Here is a 24,917-nt window from a genome sequence, read left to right on the forward strand (position 1 = left end):
CTCTTATAAACAGAAATAGGGTTTCTCTTATTGGTGAGTTTAACTTTAGATTTTCTAATATAGTTAATGAACTTTTAAGATTATATGGTTTACAATCTATTGTTAGATAGAAAACATTTCGATAGAATGAGAAAAAGGAGGGAAAATAGTGCCTCGCATTAATACTGAGAATGAGGAAAGAAGATCATTTTTTCAATGGATTAATTTTTTAATTCCATATTTATACACTTCGGGGATAATTCTGATTTTAATTTGGATGATACTTGCTTCACTTCTACTTTTTCAACATACTCTCAAAGAGAATCCAAAAGAACTCTTTTTACAATCAGAAAAGAATGAATCATCTGAGGCAAAATCGAATGTAAAAACAATAGAAAGCCCTTCAAGCAGTAGTTCCCAAGAGAAAGAAACATGGTTAAATATTTTAGTTAAACCTATTGTTGAATCCAATTTTAATAAAATTATCTTTCGAGGACTCTTTTTACTTTTAATTTGGATGCTTTTATTTTTGATAATTCCTGTTGCCTTTAAACGTTTAAAAAGATTTAAGTTTTTCAATATGGAATTTGAAGTAGACAATATTGAACAAGCAGCTATTGAAACTGTTGAAATCAGCGGAACTAAAGCTAAGCTTATGGCCTATTTGACTAGTGATCATGCGACCGGAAGGACAATTGAATTTTTAAATGATTCAATCATCGATTATAAAGAAGTATTAGAGTATTTTTTAGCAGAGATTCAAGCGGGATACAAAAACCCCCCGCTCCATGCCACGTTTTCGTATAATGTATATAATGGAGCTATACCCGAAGAGTTACATGAATTAGTCGAAGAAACTAAAGAAACAGGAGAATCTGCAATTTTTAACAAACATAATCAGGATAGCGTATTAAAAAAGAATTATCTTGTTTTCTATTTTTGTTACGGTGTAGATGAGTATGTTACTGTTATTAGCAGTTATACTTATCCCTTTGATATTTTAGACAGATACCTTTTTGAACTATTACATAATACAATCAGTAAAAATATTGAAAATATCGAGTACATGGTGGCCTTAACAAGCACTGGTGATGACGGAAACGGAACATGAATCTATTCTTGACGAATGAAGGATTGTTAAATATCATTGAATAAAGGAGTGATATATATGAGCAGCGCTAAAACTCCAATTAGAATACAAGATATAAGAAATCGTGCCGCAAGAAAATTGGGTGAAACAAGCACTAACCAAAGTGCTAAACAAACTAACAAAATAACTGGAAGCATGGTTAAACCTATTCACGTTAGTAACACGGATCCATTAGTAAAAAGAATGATACAATACAAAAAAATCAACTAGCATTACTATTCCCCGTTTGTACAATAAAGCGGGGTTTTATTTATTATTTACATGTCTGGAATGTTTTTTAGCGAGTTCTTGCATAATGGGTGAACGCCCCACTAAATCAACTGGTTGTTTTATAGGTAAATACCCAAGATTAATTTCACGTATACTTTTAAATTTCTCTCCATTTAAATACCTTTCATATACCTCAGATATCTTCAAAATTTCCCGCTCACTTTCTTATTTAAACTGCAATCAAATGTATATTCCTATTATATTCATCCCGCTTTCCTTTGTATTCACATCAATAAAGAAAAAGTGGTTAGTTTCAAATGACACTTCGTATAATCGATTTCCTATATATGTTAGATAAACTTCTTAATGCCCCCCCCTTAGTAAATAAAATTAGTTTTGAAGCATGTTTAGGGATAACAGCATTAATATATATTCTACCGATATCTTTACCAAAATATTACTTTTTTTCATTTTGTATGGAATAATCTTTGTTAGCATTACAGCGTTAAAAAGTTTTCTTCATAAAAATCCTGATGGTGTTGAAGAAAACATTAACGAAGGTGTATGAGGTTTTATAAACTTTTCCCAAGAAAAAAAGCCCATATAAATGGACTTTAAGATGATTTTGGTGTGTACCTCAATTTAAATATGGTGTATCCTCTCGTTTTTAACTATATTAATATATATAATTTTTGATAAAATGCCAAAAATAACGGGTTATGACTTGTTGAATATTATATTTAAATAGTTTTTGACAAAATCAAACTAGTTTAATTGAACTAAATAAGTCTTAAAAATTTTGATATATCAAGGTTTGTTAAAAGTTCAAAATTAGTTCAGTTAAATACGTTTAGTTCAAAAAAATAAGTACGTTATTGACCCATTTCCTCCATATACACTGAAGTACTTTTATAATTTAAGGAAGGCAGCTTTAATGAATACAGTTGAATCAAAAAATAATGATGATATTGATTTACTGCATCATCTATGTCTTTTTTTCGTTTTCGTATGGCCTTTTCTTTGATTGCTACACCCACAAGCACCGTTGCAACAGCGGCGAATAAAGCAACTGGTGGAAAGACATTTAACATGGCGTAAGTCATAGGTTGCTTTTCTAATTGGATTTTGTCGTTTTCCCCCAACTTTTTATATTCTCCAAAGAATTTTTCTTCAAATTTTAACTGCGGGTACAATATCTTAAATCTCCGCTGTATATGAGTTTTTATGTAACTATCTTTGACGACGCGAAAATCATAAAAAAGCCACTAACACTCAAGTTTAGTGGCTTTTTTAAACTTATTTAATTGGAATAAAAGACCCTATTTTTTCTTCTTCCCCATTATATATAACACAAGGGAGTACGGGTCTCCGACTACTTTTGCTTCGTAAGCGCTCATTCTCTCCCCTATCACGCCTATCTTTTTACCAACCACCCGAGACACTTAAACAATCTCCAGTAATAGCAGCTGCCTCATTAGAGGATAAAAAAACAGCAACATTGCCTATTTCAGATGGCTCCAGTATACGTTTCATAGGCTGTTTTCCTAAGATGTGCTTCTCAAGCGCTTCTTGTTCTGAGGTCCCATCTTCCTTGGCCAATTTTGCTAACTGTTTCTCAACTAATTCTGTTCGAACTGCTCCAGGCATAATGGCATTTACTGTAATACCTGAGTTTGCTGTTTCTATTGCAACTGTACGAGTGAAACCAACAACGCCATGTTTAGCAGAAACATAAGCAGATTTATATGGAGAAGCCATTTTTCCATGTACCGATGAAATATTAATAATACGACCATACTGTTGTTCTTTCATAAAAGGAAGCGCATACTTAGTCATTAAAAACGAACCTGTGAGCATGACATCAATTAAAAGTCTCCATTTATCTACAGGAAAATCTTCAACTTTATCAATATGCTGCAATCCTGCATTGTTTACCAACACATCAATGGTTCCACGTTCAGCTGTAAGCAATTGAACAAAGTTCTTTATATCTTCTTCATCTGTAACGTTCACTTTATAACCTTTTGCATTTTGCAACTTATTCGCTGCACTTTCTGCAGCTGGCAAGTTTATATCACAAATAGCAACAAAGTCACCATTGTTTACGAATGCTTCTGCTATGGCATAACCAATCCCTTGAGCTGCACCAGTTACAACGACTGTTCGTTCTTTTTTTGTAGACATATTGATCCGCTCCATTCTTAATAAAAAATTGTTTTTTCTTCATTACTGAGTTTGACCTTTTTAACTTGAACATCTTACTTTTCAATTTGGATTTCAAGTAAAACTACCAATCTAGTAGAAGGATACCAATTACAGATTCTTTTTTAGCGAACACATTAAACTTACACAATCCCAAAAAGATAATACACTCCAATAATGAAGAATGCTGCAATCGTTTTAATAATTGTCAATACAAAAATATCAAAATAAGACTGTTTATGTGTAAGCCCCGTAACCACTAACAAAGTTATGATCGCACCACTATGTGGTAATGTGTCCATTCCACCTGATGCCATAGACGCAACTCGATGAAGCACTTCAGGCTCAATACCAAACTTTTGTGCTTGTTCAAGATATTTCTCACTCATTGCTGCAAGAGCAATACTCATCCCTCCTGAGGAGGAAGCTGTTATACCTGCTAGCGTAGTTGTCGTTACCGCTTCATTTACAAGAGGATTTGTAAACGTATTAGACATTGCTTGATTAATAGTCTTAAAACCAGGAAGCATAGAAATTACAGCCCCATATCCATACTCGGAAGCGGTGTTAATTGTTGCGAGTAACGCACCACCAATCGCTACATTAATATTGGAATTAAAATTCATTTTCATCTGTTTAAAAGAGAATACGATTACTGTTACTATCCCAAGTACAAGCGCACCTTCAATCGCCCAAATCGATGTTTCCTTTGTAATATCAACTACATTCACGTTTGCAAGATCAATCTTCGTAAAGTCAAACTGTGTTCCATAAAATTTCGGAATCAAATTTGTAAACACTCTATTGAATACTCCTACTATGATAAGAGGCAGTATGGCAATAAAGAAATTTGGAAGTTTAACATCTGATATCTGTTGTGGCTCGTTTTTATGATCGCTTCCATATCCTTCTCCAGCTGCTTTTGCTTTTCTTCTTCGCCATTCCAAGTAAATCATACCTACTGTGAAAACAAATATAGCTCCAATAACCCCAAGCCAAGGAGCAGCCCATGTTGTCGTTTTAAAAAAAGAAGTTGGAATAATATTCTGAATTTGCGGTGATCCTGGTAAAGCATCCATCGAAAATGTAAATGCCCCAAGAGCAATTGTAACTGGAATTAACCTTTTTGGTATGTCTGCAGCTTTAAACAATTCTGCCGCAAATGGATAGATAGCAAAAACGACAACGAATACTGAAACTCCACCGTATGTTAATATTGCCCCAACAATCACAATCGCTAGCATAGCTCGACTTGTTCCAATGACTTTAACGACAGTATTCGCTATTGATTTTACAAAACCCGACATTTCCATTACTTTTCCGAAAATGGCTCCTAATAAAAATACGGGAAAATAACTTTTGATAAAACCTACCATCTTATCCATAAAAATTCCAGAATAAAATGGCATCACATAGCCTGGTTCTGTTAATAAAACCGCAAATAATGCACAAATAGGTGCAAATAAAATAACACTGAAACCACGGAAAGCAATAAACATTAGGAAAAACAACGATAATAAAATAACAAAAATTTCCATATATTACCTCCTCTTGCAATCTATTAAATAATCACTCGAGCTTTTAAACCTAACATTTGATATTTTTGCAGCATAAAGTGAAGCTTCCACAGTAGGGGATTCTTTATCCCCCACTGCTGGATGTTTAGTGTGAATTATCAAATATTTATCCTTATGGCCTTGCTTCTTGTATTACTCAAGGCTCTTACTGCTCATTAATGTAGGATAACTCGTGACTTACTTAATACGGAACCTTCATTATTTCATTAAATTAGAGAACCCTGTAAACGTATATTCTCAATTGCATCCGGATTTTCCAAAGATGATAAGTCACCGCTCTCTAAATTTAAATAAGCAGCTCGAATAGCTCTGCGAAGAACTTTTCCATTTTTCGTTTTTGGAAGTTCAGCTACAAAATAAATTGATTTTGGACGCATTGCCTTTCCCATATGCAACCCTATTAAATCTAAAAGTTCACTTTTTATATCATCACTTTCTAAACTGCCTGGATGTAAGACAACAAAACAAACCGGCGCAACCCCTTTTACATCATCAGGTACACCAATTGTTGCTGCTTCTAAAACACATTCATGCTTTTGTAAGACGGCTTCCATCTCTGAAGGTCCTAGTCGCTTGCCAGCAATATTTAATGTATCATCTGATCGGCCTGTAATTGTCCAAAAACCATCTTCATCAACAATAGCCCAATCTCCATGAACCCACGTATCCTGCCAACGATTCCAATAAGACTGCTCATACCGTTCTCGTTCTTGCCAAAAACCCTTTGTCATGCCAACCCACGGTTTTTTCATCGATAATTCACCCAAGGAGTTTTGAACAGAATCACCAGTTTCAGATAACACATGTACGTCCATACCAGGTACTGGTGAATTAAATGTAATTGGGGTAATCGCTTTCACAAGAACATTTGTTAAAATTCCACCAGAAATTTCAGTTCCCCCTGCATAATTAATAATCGGGATTTGACTATTTCCTATTTTTTCAAAAAGCCATACCCAAGATTCACTATTCCAAGGCTCTCCAGTTGATGTGAAAACCCTTAGATTTGTCAGATCATAATTCATTTCATGAAAATCTTCCTGTTTCATCAATGAGCGAATAAGAGTAGGAGATACGCCTAAATGGGTTACTTGATGATCCGCTGCTAGTTTCCATAATCGATCTGGGTTAGGATAATCAGGAGAACCTTCATAAAAAACAGCTGTTGCACCGTTTAATAAGGAACCAAATAATATGACTGGACCTGTCAGCCACCCCATGTCAGCCACCCACAATAGTCTATCACTTTGTTTTAAGTCCATCCCAATTCCAACGTCCAACGCTGCCTTGATAGGAAAACCAGAATGTGTATGTACTGCCCCCTTTGGCTTGCCTGTCGTTCCTGAGGTATAGATCAGCATCAATGGATCTGAGCTTTCCATGACTTCGGTCTTAACATCAGTAACTTCTGTTGATTCAAGTTCAGCCCAATCCATATCTATGCCTTCTGACCAAGGGATTTCACGGTTCAGACGACGTACTACCACGACTTTTTCAATAGATGAAGTCATGTCAACTACTTTATCTACCTCTTCTTTCATCTTTATTACTTTATTGCGTCTCAAAAAGCCATCTGCAGTAATTAACATCTTGGCCTGTGCAGCACCTACACGTGTTGCTAGTGCTTCTGCACCATAACCAGAAAAAGCGGGAGAAAATATTGCACCGATCTTGCCAGCAGCTAATATAGCAACAGCTGTTTCAGGTATCATTGGCATGTATATACAGATTCGATCTCCCTTTTCAATTCCTTGGTTCTTAAGTCCTTGGGCAACCCGATCTACCCAAGAGCTAATATCAGCATACGTATATTTTCTAATCTCTCCATCTTCACTTTCCCAAATAATCGCTAATTGATCAGCTGTTTCGGGATTTTTCGCCCATTTGTCAAGAACGGTTTGAATAATATTAATTTGTCCTCCCTCATACCAATCGGGATATTTGATTCCTTCTGATAGATTGAGAACGTTTTCATACGGTTGTATCCATTCAATGCCAAGCTCTTTTTCAACTTCTCCCCAAAACCATGCTATATCTCGCGTAGAATCATCAAAAAATTTATCATAATCAGAATATCCAAGCTGTTCCATCCATTGATAAAGTCGTGTGGATTCAATATATTCTTGACTTGGTTGCCATAAAGGTTTATTATTCATTTTTTTCCCCCTTTTTTTGATTCTTCAGACATTTAAATAGATAGCTTGCCACTGACAAATCTCCCTTTTTCCAAACATCATTCCATTTCTCCCATATTTAGAAGCGTAATAAATAATCGAACGGCCGATAATTCCCCCCCTTAGATTAAAGCCTCACAATGTTTCATATAAAAGACTTGTCTCTAGTAAATGCCTTCATCAACTTATAATGCAATTACCGTGCCGATTTGGCATAAACTTACAAAAAGAAGAAGATTTGAACCATAATTAAAAGTGACATAACGTTATAGAGGTGGTGACTTTACATTTTTTCAAGAACTTTCCCTATTCCTAAGAAAAGTGTCATTCACTTTGTTACATGGTGAAAATAATGTAAAAATTTCTTGAATTTACCAAAATTAAATGTATAATTTTCTTTACAGTGACAAAAAAATTATACAGATTAGGAGGCTACCATGACATTTTTATTACCATCGGTGAAGGAAGCAGTTAAATACTTTCTAATGGATACGTCATTCGGTCCATTTCACATTGAACAGAAAAATGGTGAATATTATTATCGTTCAACAGAGAATGAACCTGAGCTTCTATGTAAAATTGTATACGCTGAGGATGATTCACTCTCAACTTTAATTCAGGCATTTCGTTACCATTCCACAGTCGTTATTCTTGATACAAACAAAAATCCTATAGTCTGTGCCACAGCCGCACAAATGATCAATTTTCTTCATAACTCTTACAATCAATTAAAAGCATTCTATGAAACTGTTATTCAAACGACTGATTCATTAGTTACCGTCGTTGACGATAACGGGATCGTGTGCACATTGACAAAAGGAGCAGAAATAATGTACTCAGCCAACTATCAAGAGATCGTTGGCTCCCCGATTACTGATTTTTTTGACCCTAAAAAACTCGCAATCTTTCAATCGCTTTATGAAGGAAAAAGTACTAAAGGAAAGTACCATCAGCCTCGTTCTGATTTGTTTATCTTACTTAACACGAATCCGGTTTATTTTAATGGACAGATTATCGGTGCAGTATCAGCAGTATCAGATGTTACGAATCAAGTTGTACTCAATGAAAAATTATTTAATTTGTCTAATAAATTACATCGCTTAGAGCAAGAAGCAGCAATGTATAAGAACTTATCGGATCCATTTCAATCGATTAAAGGGAAAAGTGCCGTACTACAGGAAACAGTAAATTTAGCTAGAAAAGTATGTTCTGTTAAATCCACCGTTCTAATCCTTGGCGAAAGTGGTGTTGGGAAGGAAGTGTTTGCGAAAGCTATTCACGAAGCAAGTGAAGAACCAAGCTCACCTTTTATTTCAATTAACTGTGGTGCCATATCAGCGTCTTTATTTGAAAGTGAATTATTCGGCTATGAAAGAGGTGCCTTTTCCGGTGCTGATAGTAAAGGTAAAAAGGGGAAAATAGAACTAGCAAAAGGTGGCACTTTATTTCTTGATGAAGTAGGAGAAATGCCGCTCGACATGCAGGTAAAGTTCCTACGGGTACTTCAAGAACAAAAATTTTACCGTGTTGGTGGAGAAAAGGAAATCAAGATCGACTTCCGCATTATCGCTGCTACAAATCGTAGTTTACTAGATTTAATGAAAGAAGGAATGTTTCGTGAAGATTTATATTACCGATTAAATGTTTTCAGCCTACATATCCCTCCTTTAAGAGAGCGTAAAGAAGATATTATCGAATTAACCCATTCTTTTTTATCTGATTTTTCATTGAGATATAAGCGATCGTTTCGTAAATTATCTACCGATGTAGTAAATGAACTAATTCAATATGATTGGCCTGGCAATATTCGCGAACTACGTAACGTCATTGAGCGGCTTGTTGTATTGGCAACTGATGGAGTAATAAAAAGAGAGTATTTGCCCTTTCCTACAAAAAATACTAGTATAGAAAACCATCCAGAAATTGAATGGAGTATACCTAAAGATAATGATTATTCCATAGTATCGCTACAAGAAGAAATGGACAAACACGAGAAAGAAGTGATTAAACGCGCGTTACAGATTTTGGATGGGAACAAAGTAGAATGCGCTAAACAACTAGGTATCACAAGAACTACCTTATACAATAGAATGAAACGGCTCGGGATGAATTAATCCCTTTCCTCCTCTTTTGAAGAAATCTGTTCATTTAGCAGAGGAAAATTCAAGAGGGACAGGGGGATAGGTTTCTTGTCCCAGTTTCTAATGGAACTGCATAAAGTAATCTTAGATTTTATACAAATAACAAATTCCTATTTATAGAATGAAACAGATTATTGCTTCTTAGCAAACATGCTCACTTTCACATTTGATTCCCTTGTTACTTTTGCTCATCATCTTACCAACACAATCTTCGAAGCCACATGATGACTGCAAGAAAACTGCTTAATACATATAACCCTTGGCTATCGTTTGAAAAGCTTTTCAACTGAATACTAAAGTTCAGCATTGGGATTATATAACGATCCCCTATCTATAAAGTTGATAGGACATTAAACTGAACTGCACCCCAATTGTTAGACACAAAACTAACAATTGGGGTGTATTTTTTATGGGTAAATTTACATTTGAAGATAAATTAAATGCAGTTGGAGCTTATCTTAAAGGAAAAGAATCATAAGGATTAAGCCCGGTACAATACCGAACTCAATCCTTAGTAGTTGCCTAGCTAAATGTGTCTAACTTGTTGGGTTCACTTCAGATATACAAGAGGCTTCGATGTTTCTGTATTAATGACCTGTAAGGGACTTGAACCCCCGACCCCCACCCTGTCAAGGTTTAACGACAGTTGAGAACAAAATAAAACGTACTCTCGTCTCCCTAGCTAAGCAAACTTCCTTTTAACCAGGTGCGGGGACGGTATGGGCCGACTGGGATTTGAATTAGGCTGGTTTTTCCTTTCGAATCGATTTCGTAAAGTTGATCACATTGGTTCACATCGAATCCTAGCAGTGGATGGCCCCCCATCCCTAAAGCGCACGACACCAAGAGCAGTCGTTGTACGAGAATCCCCGCTTCCATCTGCTGAATGCGATATCCTCTCATTCCTAATCTGTTTATGAGGTGATTCCTGTCTCCGATGACATGCATACAGAGCGGAACTTGATACAAATTCACATTGGGCATTACTAATCCTAATTGTAAAAACTGCCGGTGATCTCCCTTCGTTATTCTCCGAAGTGCATGAGCACTATTATCATAAGAGTAGGCACCACTTGGGACTCCCTCTACATTATACAAACTGCCATACAAAGAAACACGACCCCCAACATTCCCATGTGTATCGTCAAGGTCATTCTGATATGAGAAGGAACATGTCTCTTTTAACAATGTAGCCAGTTTTGTCTGACTTACTTTTCCCATTATAAAATCGCTATCAGGAGAATACCGCTTGCTGCAAATCGTTGCGAGATCGTATGAAAAGTTTTCTGTAACTGGCAGCAAGATCATCTCCGTACCTAAGGAAAATTTCCCACTATTATTTTTCTTTATCTTTACAAATGACTGCGTTGTTTCAAACATGGATGCTTCGTTAAGTTTTCTCAGCATCGGATAATCAACAATCCTCTTTGAACGGTTATAGGAAACATGCTTTAATAACGGCACTTCCCGACACAAGTCTGCAGCAGAAATAATTTCTTCTCTATTTTGATCGTTGTCGACACCATGGATAGATGGATTAACAGATAGTGGAATAACCGCATATACACTTTCATCCTGTTCAGATAGTCCAAGCAAATGATTAATAGATTGATCAAGAAATTGGTAGCAGACTTTTGAAGAGAAACCCATCTGATTGGCCACTTCTAATGATTGCCCAATCAACACACCTGCATCTAACCCTTGTAACCTGTAGGAGAAATTATTGTACTTATAAAAATTTTTCCAAAAAATTGTCGAGACAAAAACGGTACAAAAACAGTCAGTGATAGGATAGCTATTTCCAACACTTCTGGATAAGTAGAAATCGTAATTTCCTTCTCGCACCAAACTGAGGCGGTGATGCGCAACATCGTAATGATAAATTCCTGTCGGAGCATCCTCAAGCTTTATATACACATATAATTCATTGGGATACAACGCCCCTCCAGAGGGAACAAATCTCCTTACTGACTGGGTGAAGCCCCCATCTTTTTCCTTTGCGAATTGAGAGTATTGGGTAAGACCGTATACATACCATAAAAAATGACCAAGCTCCATCAGGCTGGGTTTTAGAGTAGCTTCTCTTCTATTGAGTACTAAAGGTACATCAGCGGTAAGAGGAACCTCTGGTAAACCACGGTACAGTTTATAAGGAAGTGGTGCGTCTTCCCAATCGACCTGCCAATCCGGCGGAACGATTTTCTCCGTGTCAAAGTGCAGATGGTGTAGAAATGTTTCTAGCTCCAAATTTTTTTGTCCTCCTACTCTTTAATTATGGGAACGGATGTGGATATGGATTAAGCTGTTCAAACGATAATGGTGTCTTCCTAAATCCTAATTGCACCGGTACCTTAAGTACCCTATCTAGCCCTTGCACTCGGGTAAGATGATGTCCAAATGTCATTGGTAACATTCCAGGAATTAAGACTTTTACACAGAATAATCCGTTTCGTTTGATTATAGGTGTTGTTTGGTCAACCACAATAACTTCAAGGTTTAATCGACGGAACTTATTAAGAATATCCTGAAGATCATCCTTTAAATCAGTATGTGCCGGCTGCTGCTTGAATTCCTCGGCAAACGTACGTAACGGGCGATGATCATCCAATAAAAAATCTAGTTGTTTCTCTGCTTCTTTCAAACCGTACAGCATGCCGTGGTCCTCCATGGTACGTACTGCAAACGGATCTTGTAGCATCCTTTCATATTTCTGCCGGTTTTCTTCCAATTTTTCATCATGCCTAAACATCATTCCTGCCAGCTCATAAATCGCACTTTTTACAGCCCGCACTGGATCAGGGTTAGCTCCAGCTGCACAAATGAGGTTTGCACCCTTGGATTTTCTGTTTTTGGCCACTGCCCAGACGCTTGGAATCCCATGTTCCATCGTAGAATTGTAAAAATGAAGGTCATATCCCGCCACCTCACGTATACGGTCGACCATCAGCTGTAATTCTTTATCGTTAGCAGAACTAAGATCAAGACGAGGAAGAGAGAGCCTAGCATACCAGGTCAATAAGAATGAATCTCGCTCGACTACCTCCATAATGGCATGAAAAATAGCTTCCTCTAAACTTCCTCCTAATGCACACCCATTGGAGGTTTCATAAATAAAGCCCTCTCCTCCATAGCCCAAACTGTAATAGGCGAGTAACTCCGGAACCAGAATAGGACGTTCTTGTAAGAATGAATAGCCCCAGACCCAATTCATTGGATCATCAGGATTAAAAGGTTTAAACGGAAAATTTGGCTTTTTATATTGATCTTTTTCATGTAAACCAACTGTTATAGGGTTTAGCGCTTGATTTTCTAAATTATGATAACTATCACGAACTGTCCTTCTTTTGCCTCGAGGCTCGATCCCGCAATATCGCTCCAACCCTTCTAAAATGGCAGTTAACTCACTCATTTCATAAGAATTAGATCTTCCTGCCACTCCCTCATCCGCTTCAAATAGCGGCATGTTTACTAAAACATCAGCAAATGGCAGCACCAAATCCTGCATTTTCCTATTCATGATCCCAGTACGATAATCGAGATAATCTTTGACAAGCACTGTTTTTAATTCATCCATCGAACGGCAGCGATAACTGCCCTCATTTATTTTCGGACTGGATTCTAACCTAATTTGAGCTAGTGCGGGTGTGTCATCAGGTATTGAACTGCACAACGGGCACAATGGATCGAGTGAGAAAAGATGACTGGAGGTCGTTAACGTTCTAAGGTTAGTAATGAACACTCTTTCTTCTAAGCTGCTAGGTTCTCCTTGAAGAACTCTCTGTACTTCTTTACATATCAAAGCTGCCATTTGCAATAGCCCCGTTCTCGATGCCCATGCATCTCGCAGTACACCTTCTCCTGATGCCATTCTCATCTGAAGCCCCCACATTTCTTGGGAATCGGATCCAGCTATCATGCACCGTATGTCAGCACAGCGAGAACATCCTGGTTTATCGGGTTGTACGAATGGACCGACTACTCCCTCCCCAAATGAAACAAAACCTCGAAGCCATGGGATACCTATACCCCTGAATCTCTCTTCCGCTTTTTGATGAACCAATGGATGCCAAGTATCCTGCAGCACCAGAGCTAATTCTATTTCTTCAGGAACCTCATCTAATAAGCTTTGTCGCGTTACGGGATAGTTGCTGGACAATTGATTATAGACAAAATCCGCTAACAAACCATTTCCATCAATTAGAATACGAGCAGCCATTAGGGTTCCTCCCCTCGTATCTGCACACCAAACACCCCTGCCAGTTCCTGTTTTAAAAAAGGTTCAAACGAAAGATCATAGACAAAGAGCCTTTTATTGTTTCCGTTCAGGATCCGAATAGAGGATTGTAATAGTTCCCCTTTTGTTAGTTCTTCACAAGAAGGGATTTCGAGTTTATCTTCCTTTCCTTTCAGAAAAACAGCTGACTCTGCTTCCCTATCTGTTGATTTCTCCTCATTTTGAATATCCAAAAGCGCTTGTTGCAAGGCACTCCGTAAAGCTAACGTTGTATTTAAACCTATACTCGTGTACCGACGGCCCTGCGACTGTACCCATATTACAGGAAAGCCTAACACTTTATTTTCCAAACCAATTGTTGGTGTACCATTTAAGGTAGTAAGGGAATTTAAATAAAACCTGCAGTGGGGATCTTCTATTTTTTCCAGTTGTACACGAAACATGGTGTTCGGCTGATTGATTTTTCTGTTTTTCAATTCCTCCTCTAAATAGGCTTGCAAGCCGCGACAAACAGCTTCTTCAACTGTTTCTCCTGCCCCAATGCCGATAAATCCTTCCACTATATTCACTTCTTCTTGGTCTTTCTGATCCCTGAATCCCTTAATCATTTGTGACACATACATTTCAATACCAGTCAGTCCGGCTTCCTTTTTTGCCTCCTCATGCGTAAACCCCGGACACACAACCTCTGGCAGGAGGTCTGCTGGTCCCTCTGACACTGGATTTACTGCTTGAACATAGCATTGCGAAAGAGGAAGCTGTTTTAAGTTTCGTTCCTCCCAAGTATGAAAAATCCCTGTTTCTTCTGAAGTTAATAAACTGAAATATTCCAAGAGATTAATTGGCGATTTCTTTTCACTCCGTTCTTGCTTGAGTATTACATCAAGGTCTTCAACCATTCTAGACGATACACTGATATTCTTAACCAATGGATGTAGGATGAATGAAATCCAGTCTCCGTTCAATGTTTCAAGATCAAGCCGGTAAATTTGCTTACTTTGATTTGAATCTGCAGTTCCTGTAGTCTTCTTAAAAAATTCGAATACAATGATGTTCGCCAGAATCGATCCTGCTGTGGAAGAGTATGTCTGCAACTGCCGATCTTGTTGCAATGCAGATTCATGAAGACGACGCCATGCAGATTCCCAGCACTCCTCTGATTCTGGATGCACCAAAGGACCTGCAAACCCCACTCGGTCTAAACATAAGGCAGGTAGAAATGCCTTCTTCTCCGCTTTACAGATCCGATTTAGATTCCTAAGTTCCTTTATATTTTCATTTTGGGAAACATATAATATCCAATCATATGGCTGCACAGCTGCTTGCCAAAAATTCTTTCCCTGCCCTTTTTCAAATGGTATCTCTTTTACCTCCACCTCGGAGTCATCCCTTTTGGCCTTCTTCACCATTTCATTAATCCGCAATCGATTTGTAGGTACTGAATCCGTCACCATAATATCGAATTTGGGAAGTCCAGATTCAATTAGTGCAGAAATCAACGAAACCATAAAAGGGCCTGATCCGACAGCTAGAACTTTAGCTTGACGATATTCTTGAAAACGGTACGCACCAGAATCAACAAAGTTCTCAATAAATTCAATTTGTGAAGCATACTTTTCGAGAACATCTGCTTTTAATTGATGGGAACAATCTTGGCTTACATCTCGAATAAAGCCATTCGTGTACAAAACTTCTCCAATCTCATATACCCTGTTTCGATACGGGGGTGTTAGTCCCTCTGTCAACTCTTCCAATGTTTGCTTCCCATTGAACATCGGCATCAGTTTTTCAATCCATTGATAGATTGTATCCCCTTCCATACGAAATGAGCTTACGTTATTTCTAAAATACACACCACCTTGTGGATTAGGTAGATAAAATGTGTCATTTTTCACCTTGAGACGTGAGTGTGAGTTTAGTTTCGTCATTCAGTTCCTCCTTCACTCTAATCGTTTCTCATTATTCCCTATCATTTTATGTACTTGTATTTGTCCATTATGATTAACCCAGAAAGAAGTGCCCCTACGACAATGCAGGGACACTTTCTTTTTATAAAATAACCTGAATTTTTTTGAAGAACAATCAACAGCTTCCCAACAGCTAAATAAAGAAACCAAAACAGCCAAAACAGCCAAAGCCAAAGCCAAGGCCGAAACAGCCGCCACAACGAAAACCACAGCCCCCACAACGAAAGCCCCCACAACGAAAGCCACAGCCCCCACAATGACCACAGCCGCCACAACGACGCATATCGACAAACTCGAGCGGATTTTGAGTCTGATAATCTATAGGAGTTAACTGGCCAACTTGATAATTATCCATTCCTAACATTTGTAGTTCATTTTGAAAATTGTGCATTTTTTTGCTCCCCTTTATCCTTTATATTTATTAATCAGGTTAAATACCTGAGAGTTGAAAGAAGGTAATGTGTGTGTTGTATATATGAAATCATCAAATACTACGTGTGCTTTCTTTAACAAATTATGATTCATTTGGGTAGTTGTTACGGATTCAAGAGCCTATTTCACATTGAAAGTAACATCTGTCATTCTGGAATGAACATCTTATTTACATTTTCATATTTTATAAAATAAGAATTGAAGAAGGTGATTCTAATTGGTAGGTCGATATATTTAGATTTTTTGTCCAAATTTGGTGTTGGGGGAGCACATCCTGGTGGCATTGGTCTAACCAAGGAAATACTTAAGACTGAAGAAATTAACAAAACTTCTCGCATTTTAGATGTAGGATGTGGTACTGGTCAAACATCTGCCTATCTAGCTGAGCAATACGAAGCAAAAGTAACAGGGATGGATATTAACTCTATAATGGTGGAAAAAGCAAAAAGCAGAATGAGGAAATATCAATTACCAGTGGAAATTATTCAGGGCTCAATAGAGGAATTTCCGGTAAAGGATGGGGAATTTGATTTTATTATTTCCGAATCTGTCCTTTCTTTTGTAAATCAGCCAAAAGCTCTTAAAGAAATATGTCGATTATTAAAAAATGGTGGGCGGTTTATTGCAAATGAGCTTACCACCAATAAACGGCTTTCCCCAACTATAGAGGAAGAAGTTAAACAATTTTATGGATTAGGCTCCGTCCTTACGGAAAAGAATTGGATCACTTTATTTGAACAGGCTGGTTTTAAACATATAAATATTCGTATGCAAGAACAATCTATGCTCCAATACAATCCAAATCCTGAATTCCAATACTCAGAATATATTGAACCTGAACTTTATTCGGTAATGTATGAACATTTTAATATAATGGCAAAGTATGACGGTGTTTTGAGCTATAGAATATTTTCATGTACTAAATAGTTGTTTTAAGTGAGGTAGTTATTATCGTTGCTAATCCATAATAGAGGAAAAATCCTATTTATAATTAACTATCTAAATAAACAAACAAAAGAGTGCGATGATAATGGTAATTTTCGCACTCTAAAAACTATAATTATATATATTCTTTAAAGTTTCTCATAGTAACGAGACAACTCAATAATCATAGCTCCCATTCTCTCAAGTTCGGGAGCAAGCAAGCGTTCCACTCCCTCTTCTACTAAAGCCTCCGCGGTAACTTTTCCGACAGCAGCGGCAAGCGCTCTCCCTTGAAAGGATTGTAAAACATCTGTTAAGCAACCGTTCTCCCTTGCAAAGTTAAAAAGAGACCGAACTTGGATAGCAGTCGTAAAACAGACGGCGTCCAATTCATTGTTTAGCAGCTCTTCACATAATTTTGCAACTGTCTCTGACTCAGGAGCAATATGCTGGTAAGGAAGAATCGTTAACACAGATGCTCCTCTATCTTCAAGAAACTTTATTAACGTTGGAGCGGTTTCCCCATGGAGCTGAACCATTACTCTTTTCCCCGAAAAATCAAAGCTTTCAAGAGAACGGATTAATCCAAGAGTAGTCCCATCCTCATCCGTCGCAACCGGTTTAATCCCAATTTTCTTTAACGTTGAAAGTGTTTTATACCCTCTTGAGGCTGCACTGGCTTGCTGGATTCTATTTAAGAACTGATCTTTGATACCCAATGTTTCGGCCAAATTTAATAGAGTTTCTGTTCCAATGCCCGTTGTGAAAATAACCCAGTCTGCCCCTTCCGTGACAAACTTCTGTAAGTCAGGTTCTACCTCCTTTTCTGCTAAAAAAACAGTTCCTTGGAGGGGACGTACAACAGAAATACCCCCTTGTTTTTCGATTAATGTACTAATTTCTTCTACTTTTCTCGAACCGCCAATTGCAATTCGCTTCCCTGCTAGTCCTTTTCCCATACCGCTTTCCCATCCTTTTATATATGATTAAAACCTACCTCTTACTCCTGAAAACTTAATATGCTAAGAGATATAGAGAAGGCAACAAACACGATTGCTTTTCATTCCTATAATAAAGAACATACAACAAAACGACCTAAATTGTAAATCACTCATCTACCGTTATTTGTTTGACATTTCAATATTTTCTTTCTATATTCAGAGTAATTATCTATGTTAGCAGTTTGTAAAAGTTGGGAGTGAGGATATGATTTTTAAAATGGATGATAGAGCAAAAAGCTGGATTGAATCAAAAGGAAAACATCTGACAGTTAATAGCGTTGAAGTAAAAGGATGTTGTGCAGTAGGGATACAGGATTTACTGGCTATTCCCAAAAAACCAAAGGATTTGAATCGCTATAATGAGTTTAAAATAGATAATCTGTCTATATATATTCAAAAAAATATTAAGGTACCGGATAAGATTTCCCTTAAAATATCAGGAGTTGGATTTTTTAAAGGCATTTCAGCAAAATTAACTAGTTAATAAATAACCTCTATGAACAAATGATAATTAACTAAAGGAGAAGTCGTTTTTATCAAATAAGGTATTCTCCACCTTTAAACAAAATACCGAATTCTGCAGCACGACCTGACCCGGCTATGATTGAAGTAGGAGTTGCAAGATCTAAGTAAAGTTTATTATACCCAAAAGATTAACTATTCGTAAAAAATGTATTATACGAACAATTGTTCTTTTTTATAAACTGATTCTTTTTCTTAATTTTTACTTGTGAGGTGTTTCGTTTGTCTATATCTAAGCAGCATGATTATTATGAAAGAAAACTAGATGAATTGTTAAAAGAGATGCCTGACTATGTGGTTAAATATGTAGATGCTAAGCAGGATATCCGCTCTCCCCTCACCCTTTTCAATTATGTACGGGATTATCAAGAGTTTTTTAACTGGCTCATGGCTGAAGGGATTGTCCCATGCGAATCGATTAGAGATATTAAACCTGGATATCTTGAAAACCTATCTTTGGAGGAAGCTAGTAATTATTTTAAATTTATAGCTAGGAAAAAATATAAAGTCTCAAAGAACGATGAAACGAAAAAAATCAATCCCAAAACCGTTAATCGCCATAAGTCCTCCCTTCGTTCCCTTTTTAAATACTTGACGACAGAAGCTGAATTAGATAATAGAGAACCCTATTTCCATAGGAACGTCATGCAAAAAATTCAGGTGAAAAAGGTATCAGAAACGTTTAATGAGCGGGCCAAACATATAACCGAAAAAATCTTTGTTAATGACCAGGATATTGATTTCTTAGCGTACGTGAAAGACGAATATGAGCATTCTCTTTCTGACACTCAGAAAAATTACTTCAATCGGGATAAAGAACGGGATTATGCAATCCTTTCTCTTTTTCTTGGAAGTGGAATCCGTGTGAATGAGTTATCCAATTTAAGAATCAAAGATATTGATTTTAGTTCAAAGGAAATCAGTGTGATTAGAAAGGGCGACAAAAAGGATACGGTTAGTGTGACCCCATCCTCCCTTCATGATCTTAAGGAGTATTTATCGATTCGACATGCACGTTATGCAGGGAAAGGCGATGAGAATGAATTTGTTTTTATCAAACTCTATAAGGGAGAACCGCTTCCTCTTACCAACCGGGCCATTGAAAATATTGTTTATAAGTATACGAAGTCTTTTGATAAAAGAATGTCACCACATAAACTACGGCATACCTATGCTACGAATTTAGCGGAACAGACAGGTGGGGACATTCCTTTGATTATGTCACAATTAGGGCATACATCTTCGGATACTTCCCTACTGTATATTAATACTTCTAGGGAAAAAGCTAGGAAGGCTGCAGAGCTATTGGATAAACGTAGAGAGAAATAGTGTTTTCGTATATTGGGGAAATTTCCATTTAACTAACTTACAAAGAAAAAACGAGAAAGCCAAAGGCAAGCCCATTTTTTCTTTGTAAGTAATACCATGATTACGACTCAGATTGACCTCAACCCTGTCAAGGTGATGCTCTCCCAACTGAGCTAACAGAATACCCTTTGAATGCTGTTAAAATATTGTTATATCAACATTTTAGAGCATGTCTAGATATACAAGTTGTATTTTAACTCCAACCTTCATCAATAGAATACCTACAACCCTTAAACAAAAAATCCATGCTACCTAATTGATAACATAGACAAATAATATGCATTATGCTGTCGCTTCTGTTTCTTCTACTTCAGCTTCAATAAAGTGATTGAGTCACAGGTAATACTTGTTTTTTATCGTATCGAATCCTAAAAATTTTCATACGGAGTGTCCTAAACACTTCTACTTCTATTAGCAGATGGATAAGCACTACTAGATGTATAATACCCCTCCCCCTCCGCTTGCCATACTTCATATAAAATAAAAAGGACATGCCCATAAGACACATCCTTATCAATCATCTGAGCTTATTCTGGTGAATAAACATCTTTTCACAATTTTGACTAGTTAATTTATATAAGTTACTCTATCATAAGTTGCAATATAATAACCTATATCTTTATTTTACAGTAAGAGTTCCATCTTCATCATATGTATACCATGAATTTATAGCATCTTTTGTACCGATATGAACAAAACATTTCCCTTTTGATGGATTATTATTTTCAAAACGAACATAATATTTCCCTGCTTTATATACATTTTTTGCTACAGGTTTACCAAAGTATTTTTGCATTTGTTTAGCTGTAATATTTCCTGATAAATCTCTATGAATGAGCACCACTTTTTGTTTGGATGAGATTTTATCATATGAATTACCATAAAAGAAACCATAAGATGTTTTTGCAGTAGTATACCATAGATAGGACTCAGATTGTCCGACAGAACCTTTACTCTGTTTCTTTAATGAACTGTATGTCATGCCTATTTTACCTTTAGCTCCTTTTAATTGCCCTTTTTTTGCTAAAGTTGCAAACTCTTTATCAATATACGTAGCTGCAGAAGTGTTCTCTGCATTAATAGAAACAAATAATGTAAATGCGAATAGAATTAATACGATTCGATTTAAAACTTTCATTATTCACCCTCCGAAAATAGGTTATATGTACCAGTATAAATTATTCAACACTGCTAATCTACATTTTTTAGAGTTAAATACATAAAAAGGGATTATTTAATACTCTACAACTCAATTAAAATAGAAAAATCTAGTCTATTTATTCCTTAAACCGCTACTCTCTTAGAGAAACTGCTTCATTAAATAAAAAACCCTATTGAGGTTCAACCGTTCCGTCATCATACACGTTATAAACTGCCATAGTTCCATCGGCGGTGCTTGCCGCATTTGGATCTTCCTTCCATATGGAATAGTATTTTCTTCCGTTATCATCCATATATACCATTACCCTTCCATTATACAAAAATGTACCATCCTCTTCTCCCAAAACATCTACTATAATGTTATAGGCATCATCCCATGTAAAGTCAGGGTCTTCATCCCTTCCATACCATACCTGTTGTCTATATTCCTCTACTTTATTTTTCACAGCTTCCGCTTTTGCTTGATTCTCAGCAGCCACCGTTGCTTCCGCTTCTTTTTTAGCTTGTGCAATTTCAGCCCTCTTAATAGCTTCATTATTAGAGTCTTTTAATTTCTCTGCTTCATCCTTAATTTCTACAAACTTAGTTAAATCTTCTTTAAGTAAAGCATCTAGTTTATCGTTAGATTTTTCATAATTATCTGCCTTATTTAGTTTTTTTGCATCTGTTAATGTTTTTGTATAATTCTTTAGATTTTCTTGGACAGCAGTTAATTCATCTTTTTTGTCTTCCGATTTAGAAGAAATTACTTTTGAGCCTGCTTTAACTTGAATCGATTGATTAAGTAACTTTATTGCATCTTCTATTTTATTCTGTTCAACTAAATCATCTGCTTCCAAAATTAATTGCACTTGGTTTAAATAAGCTTTTGCCGTCTCATCATTTTCTTTAGACTCTAATGCAACCTCAAATAGTCCTTCAGCCTTGCTAAAGTTATCTTCCGCTACAGCATCTAGACCTTTTTGAATGGAGTTTTGATATGCTTCATCTGTTTTGGAGTTGCATCCACCAAGTAATAATAAACACCCTAACAAAAACACCATTACCTTTTCCATACTATGTACACTCTCCTTTTCGACTATCATTTTAACATAACTAGGCAATTTGCACTATTACATCTGGATATTAACATACTTTTGGAGAAGAGCATCAATAATTATGTGTAATAAGTAAAAGAATTTCGTTTAAGCTATACTCTCTAAAATACCTCACAAATAAAGAAATTTGAACACTTCATTTTAATTAAAATCATTGTTTTATCTATACACCTCATATAACCTTTCAAATCCAACTAAAAAAAGAGCATCCAATTTCTCATTGGACACTACAGTAGTGCATCAAAATCAGTCACAGGATCTGCTCTGGCACAAGCTAAGCTAAAACGCAAATAGAGATATTACTGGAGACAACTAGAATTTACTATAGATAAAAATGGCATCACATTTCTTCCTTGCTGACCTTTTTTGTTACATTACTACGATGGTCTTAATATGCTTGAATACCAAACTTGAGTAACTTCTTAGGCAATATATCATCTAAATTTTGAATATCCTCATCACTTAATTCAATCAAATTAAACCCATACTTTTCATATATTTTTATTTTATCTTGTTTCCTTGCCACATATTTTGGGTCATTTTCTAATCCCCAAAATTCTATGTATACTTTTCCCACTGGTAAATAAAAATCACAATATACATCTTCCTCGATTGGGAGTTTTCTCTCGTAAGCATGAACTATCTCAGACATATACAACCAATTATCTATAAGCATCTCTGCTCTAGAACGCACATAATGACCATCAGCACTTCTATGCTTTGCTTCAAACTTTTCTCGAAATCCTACATAAGAGTGATTGCTTTCATTTTTCTCTTCTGTAGAGGATTGCCCTTGTACCTCTTTCAATGAACTTATAATACTCTTTTTAGTTAGAATTATTGGATTCCAACAAACATAAGGAACTCCTGTCTTATCATACTCAAACTGCTTTCCACCCATTAACTTGCCAAGTGGAGTAACCGTCCATCCCTTAACACCTTTTTGGACTAAGCCTAATTCAGATAGAATGGGATTAATTCTAAACTTTGATATTCCAAAGTGATTTCCTAAAGCAGTAGAAGTTAATAAGTTTTTATCATTCTCTAAAGATTCAAAGATTGTATCATTTTTAAAATCTTCGCACCAAGCAATGTAACTCCCATACTGTGGATGTGATTTGACTACTCCCCCCTTAGCTTTTCCTTCATCTGTTAAAATCCAGTTATCCTTTTCTCTTTTCACTAACCCTTTATCAGCTAGTAATTTAAACACTTCCTTTGCAGGTAATTGAATTTCTTTAGAAAGTGCTGTTGTTGATAAATATTTAATTGCCATGACTAATACTCCTATCTCGTAATTACTTAGAAATACATTACAGCATCAAAACTATATTTTTATAGAAACCTTGTACTATTAATTTTTAAATAAATTTTCCCTATGCCATTTCATATACTGCCGCTGACTCTCATTCATTCTAATATTCATAATTTCATTTATATTAAGAAAAACCTTTGTAGCCTCATCCAAGCTATCTGAAATCAAGATTAATCCATCATCATCAAAACTAATATATCCCTTATCAAACACAGAATCATGATTAGGGCATAGTAATAATCCATTATTCACATCTAACCGCTCTTGATTGTTAGATTGACTCCATAACTTAATATGACTAGCTACTAAGAAACGTTCATTATTCACTCCGCATAATCTACATTTCTTTTCAATTGCTAAAAGATCTTTCTTAAAAGAAGATTGACCTACTCTACCCTTAATAATTTGTTTTCTTTCCGTTTCAGTTACTTCAATTTGTTCTGGAGTAACTATTACAATCGATTCTAATTCAATATAATTATTCTCTATAAGTTCAACTGCGATATTCGATTCAACATTATTTTGTTTAAACCTTTGAAGGGATTGAATAACTGCATCAAAATTTGAATCCTGCTGCTTTAAAATTTGAATTGCTTCTTGCATGCTTAAGCCTTTAAACATTCCTTTTTTAAATATAGACAAATCAAAAATATACTTTAATTCATTAAAGTTATAATCTAACTCCTCATACTCCTTCTGACTAAACTGGCAAAATGATTTCTGTACTTGTTTACATATATACTCTATAAAGTTTATTGAATTAGAATCAAATTCATCAAATTGAAAAGCAATATAATCAACTCTATCTTTCACTCGATATAGTTCATTTTTATTATCAATTTCATTTATTATTTTAAAAAAGTTAGAATTGTGCAAATCATCCTTTAAAGCATTAAAGTAAAAACGTAATTCTACATTTTCCTTATAACACTGAATAGCCCCAAATTGATGGTCAATTTCACGTAATTTTTCTGGAAAGTCAATAGCTATTGCCATATCACCAGTAACAGGTCTTAGCTTAAGTTTAGTCTTTTTTATTTCAGTGGCTATTGTTAATAAAAGAAATCTTTTTATATCATCCTGAATCACTTTTCAGTCCCCTTTCCAATTTAAAATTTGCCTCAAGCTTTATATATTACTGAATAAAAAACATTTTATATTCTGCTCCTATAGTCTATAGTACAATATTACCATATCACTAATATAAAGATGTGCTAATTTTTTGAGTTTTCCTAAGTGCATTTTTTTGATATTTTCGGTTGCTTCCTGTTGTTCTGATATCGTCAAAAATACTATCGTATTTGGACTAAAAATCTCCTATATGTAGGTGTGCTTTGCATTTGTTTTTGTCAATATTGATTTGAGCCAGAGCGATCACTTCAAAAGCGAGCCACTTCATTCTGAGTTATTTCCATATTTAGGGGAGGATTAGGAGTTTAGGGTATCTGGCCCGAGGGGCCAGA

The 24,917-nt window shown here is 36.0% G+C and carries 19 protein-coding genes and 1 pseudogene; 6 read left to right on the top strand and 14 right to left on the bottom strand.

Going from position 1 to position 24,917, the window contains the following annotated elements; translation table 11 throughout:
• Positions 1-148: 148 nt before the first annotated feature.
• Positions 149-1,090 carry a hypothetical protein gene (locus tag ACE199_RS16000; RefSeq protein ID WP_375350681.1) on the top strand — a complete coding sequence of 314 codons (942 nt, stop codon included), beginning with the start codon at positions 149-151 and terminating at the stop codon, positions 1,088-1,090.
• 57 nt (positions 1,091-1,147) lie between these two features.
• On the top strand, positions 1,148-1,339 hold the full coding sequence (locus ACE199_RS16005) for a hypothetical protein (protein ID WP_375350682.1): 192 nt from the start codon (positions 1,148-1,150) through the stop codon (positions 1,337-1,339).
• 872 nt (positions 1,340-2,211) lie between these two features.
• Here the strand turns inward: ACE199_RS16005 and ACE199_RS16010 are convergent.
• The 4 genes from ACE199_RS16010 to ACE199_RS16025 all read right to left on the bottom strand — a co-directional run bounded on the left by ACE199_RS16010 (position 2,212) and on the right by ACE199_RS16025 (position 7,274).
• Positions 2,212-2,481, bottom strand: a complete 270-nt coding sequence (locus ACE199_RS16010; protein ID WP_375350683.1) for a hypothetical protein — start codon at positions 2,479-2,481, stop codon at positions 2,212-2,214.
• Positions 2,482-2,761: 280 nt separating this feature from the next.
• The gene (locus ACE199_RS16015; RefSeq protein ID WP_375350684.1) at positions 2,762-3,523 is read right to left on the bottom strand and encodes a 3-hydroxybutyrate dehydrogenase; all 762 of its coding nucleotides are present in this window, start codon (positions 3,521-3,523) and stop codon (positions 2,762-2,764) included.
• Positions 3,524-3,684: 161 nt separating this feature from the next.
• Complete coding sequence (locus ACE199_RS16020) at positions 3,685-5,079, bottom strand: GntP family permease (RefSeq protein ID WP_375350685.1); 1,395 nt, start codon at positions 5,077-5,079, stop codon at positions 3,685-3,687.
• 245 nt (positions 5,080-5,324) lie between these two features.
• The gene (locus ACE199_RS16025; protein ID WP_375350686.1) at positions 5,325-7,274 is read right to left on the bottom strand and encodes an AMP-binding protein; all 1,950 of its coding nucleotides are present in this window, start codon (positions 7,272-7,274) and stop codon (positions 5,325-5,327) included.
• A 455-nt stretch (positions 7,275-7,729) separates the two neighbouring features.
• On the opposite strand from ACE199_RS16025, the gene ACE199_RS16030 reads away from it, so the two are divergent.
• Complete coding sequence (locus tag ACE199_RS16030; protein ID WP_375350687.1) at positions 7,730-9,406, top strand: sigma-54 interaction domain-containing protein; 1,677 nt, start codon at positions 7,730-7,732, stop codon at positions 9,404-9,406.
• A gap of 705 nt (positions 9,407-10,111) precedes the next feature.
• On the opposite strand, the gene ACE199_RS16035 is transcribed toward ACE199_RS16030, so the two are convergent.
• The 4 genes from ACE199_RS16035 to ACE199_RS16050 form a co-directional block, all read right to left on the bottom strand.
• The gene (locus tag ACE199_RS16035) at positions 10,112-11,680 is read right to left on the bottom strand and encodes a SagB family peptide dehydrogenase (RefSeq protein ID WP_375350688.1); all 1,569 of its coding nucleotides are present in this window, start codon (positions 11,678-11,680) and stop codon (positions 10,112-10,114) included.
• A gap of 25 nt (positions 11,681-11,705) precedes the next feature.
• Complete coding sequence (locus tag ACE199_RS16040; RefSeq protein ID WP_375350689.1) at positions 11,706-13,649, bottom strand: TOMM precursor leader peptide-binding protein; 1,944 nt, start codon at positions 13,647-13,649, stop codon at positions 11,706-11,708.
• Complete coding sequence (locus ACE199_RS16045) at positions 13,649-15,595, bottom strand: putative thiazole-containing bacteriocin maturation protein (protein ID WP_375350690.1); 1,947 nt, start codon at positions 15,593-15,595, stop codon at positions 13,649-13,651. Before ACE199_RS16045 ends, ACE199_RS16040 begins: the two co-directional genes overlap by 1 nt.
• Before the next feature lie 172 nt (positions 15,596-15,767).
• Positions 15,768-16,025 (bottom strand): heterocycloanthracin/sonorensin family bacteriocin, encoded by a 258-nt coding sequence (locus tag ACE199_RS16050; RefSeq protein WP_375350692.1) that lies wholly within the window; start codon positions 16,023-16,025, stop codon positions 15,768-15,770.
• Positions 16,026-16,273: 248 nt separating this feature from the next.
• On the opposite strand from ACE199_RS16050, the gene ACE199_RS16055 reads away from it, so the two are divergent.
• A complete protein-coding gene (locus tag ACE199_RS16055) occupies positions 16,274-16,993 on the top strand; it encodes a class I SAM-dependent methyltransferase (RefSeq protein ID WP_375350693.1) in 720 nt (239 codons plus the stop codon).
• 146 nt (positions 16,994-17,139) lie between these two features.
• Here ACE199_RS16055 and ACE199_RS16060 read toward each other — a convergent pair whose 3' ends face one another.
• On the bottom strand, positions 17,140-17,949 hold the full coding sequence (locus tag ACE199_RS16060; RefSeq protein WP_375350694.1) for a uroporphyrinogen-III synthase: 810 nt from the start codon (positions 17,947-17,949) through the stop codon (positions 17,140-17,142).
• 247 nt (positions 17,950-18,196) lie between these two features.
• Here ACE199_RS16060 and ACE199_RS16065 point away from each other — a divergent pair, with 247 nt between their 5' ends.
• On the top strand, positions 18,197-18,475 hold the full coding sequence (locus ACE199_RS16065) for a CC/Se motif family (seleno)protein (protein WP_375350695.1): 279 nt from the start codon (positions 18,197-18,199) through the stop codon (positions 18,473-18,475).
• Positions 18,476-18,533: 58 nt separating this feature from the next.
• Here the strand turns inward: ACE199_RS16065 and ACE199_RS16070 are convergent.
• A pseudogene (locus ACE199_RS16070) lies at positions 18,534-18,620 on the bottom strand (hypothetical protein); the annotation flags it as partial.
• 106 nt (positions 18,621-18,726) lie between these two features.
• On the opposite strand from ACE199_RS16070, the gene xerS reads away from it, so the two are divergent.
• Complete coding sequence (gene xerS / locus ACE199_RS16075; protein WP_375350696.1) at positions 18,727-19,842, top strand: tyrosine recombinase XerS; 1,116 nt, start codon at positions 18,727-18,729, stop codon at positions 19,840-19,842.
• Positions 19,843-20,500: 658 nt separating this feature from the next.
• Here the strand turns inward: xerS and ACE199_RS16080 are convergent.
• The 4 genes from ACE199_RS16080 to ACE199_RS16095 all read right to left on the bottom strand — a co-directional run bounded on the left by ACE199_RS16080 (position 20,501) and on the right by ACE199_RS16095 (position 24,543).
• On the bottom strand, positions 20,501-21,019 hold the full coding sequence (locus tag ACE199_RS16080) for a hypothetical protein (protein ID WP_375350697.1): 519 nt from the start codon (positions 21,017-21,019) through the stop codon (positions 20,501-20,503).
• A 193-nt stretch (positions 21,020-21,212) separates the two neighbouring features.
• Complete coding sequence (locus ACE199_RS16085; RefSeq protein ID WP_375350698.1) at positions 21,213-22,097, bottom strand: hypothetical protein; 885 nt, start codon at positions 22,095-22,097, stop codon at positions 21,213-21,215.
• Between the two features lie 430 nt (positions 22,098-22,527).
• The gene (locus ACE199_RS16090) at positions 22,528-23,415 is read right to left on the bottom strand and encodes a glycerol kinase (protein WP_375350699.1); all 888 of its coding nucleotides are present in this window, start codon (positions 23,413-23,415) and stop codon (positions 22,528-22,530) included.
• Between the two features lie 78 nt (positions 23,416-23,493).
• Positions 23,494-24,543, bottom strand: coding sequence for an HNH endonuclease (locus ACE199_RS16095; protein WP_375350700.1), 1,050 nt, complete (start codon positions 24,541-24,543; stop codon positions 23,494-23,496).
• Positions 24,544-24,917: the final 374 nt, after the last annotated feature.

Origin of the sequence: Peribacillus sp. Hz7, from assembly GCF_042136355.1 — a bacterium.
Classification (GTDB): Bacteria; Bacillota; Bacilli; order Bacillales; family DSM-1321; genus Peribacillus; species Peribacillus asahii_A.

Excerpts from the sequence above, each read along its gene's own strand:
- ACE199_RS16050 (WP_375350692.1), bottom strand. The coding sequence starts at position 16,025 with ATGCACAATTTTCAAAATGAACTACAAATGTTAGGAATGGATAATTAT.
- ACE199_RS16080 (WP_375350697.1), bottom strand. The coding sequence starts at position 21,019 with ATGAAAGTTTTAAATCGAATCGTATTAATTCTATTCGCATTTACATTA.
- ACE199_RS16005 (WP_375350682.1), top strand. The coding sequence starts at position 1,148 with ATGAGCAGCGCTAAAACTCCAATTAGAATACAAGATATAAGAAATCGT.
- ACE199_RS16025 (WP_375350686.1), bottom strand. The coding sequence starts at position 7,274 with ATGAATAATAAACCTTTATGGCAACCAAGTCAAGAATATATTGAATCC.
- ACE199_RS16045 (WP_375350690.1), bottom strand. The coding sequence starts at position 15,595 with ATGACGAAACTAAACTCACACTCACGTCTCAAGGTGAAAAATGACACA.
- ACE199_RS16030 (WP_375350687.1), top strand. The coding sequence starts at position 7,730 with ATGACATTTTTATTACCATCGGTGAAGGAAGCAGTTAAATACTTTCTA.
- ACE199_RS16090 (WP_375350699.1), bottom strand. The coding sequence starts at position 23,415 with ATGGCAATTAAATATTTATCAACAACAGCACTTTCTAAAGAAATTCAA.
- ACE199_RS16060 (WP_375350694.1), bottom strand. The coding sequence starts at position 17,949 with ATGGGAAAAGGACTAGCAGGGAAGCGAATTGCAATTGGCGGTTCGAGA.
- ACE199_RS16015 (WP_375350684.1), bottom strand. The coding sequence starts at position 3,523 with ATGTCTACAAAAAAAGAACGAACAGTCGTTGTAACTGGTGCAGCTCAA.
- ACE199_RS16020 (WP_375350685.1), bottom strand. The coding sequence starts at position 5,079 with ATGGAAATTTTTGTTATTTTATTATCGTTGTTTTTCCTAATGTTTATT.
- ACE199_RS16040 (WP_375350689.1), bottom strand. The coding sequence starts at position 13,649 with ATGGCTGCTCGTATTCTAATTGATGGAAATGGTTTGTTAGCGGATTTT.
- ACE199_RS16085 (WP_375350698.1), bottom strand. The coding sequence starts at position 22,097 with ATGGAAAAGGTAATGGTGTTTTTGTTAGGGTGTTTATTATTACTTGGT.
- ACE199_RS16065 (WP_375350695.1), top strand. The coding sequence starts at position 18,197 with ATGATTTTTAAAATGGATGATAGAGCAAAAAGCTGGATTGAATCAAAA.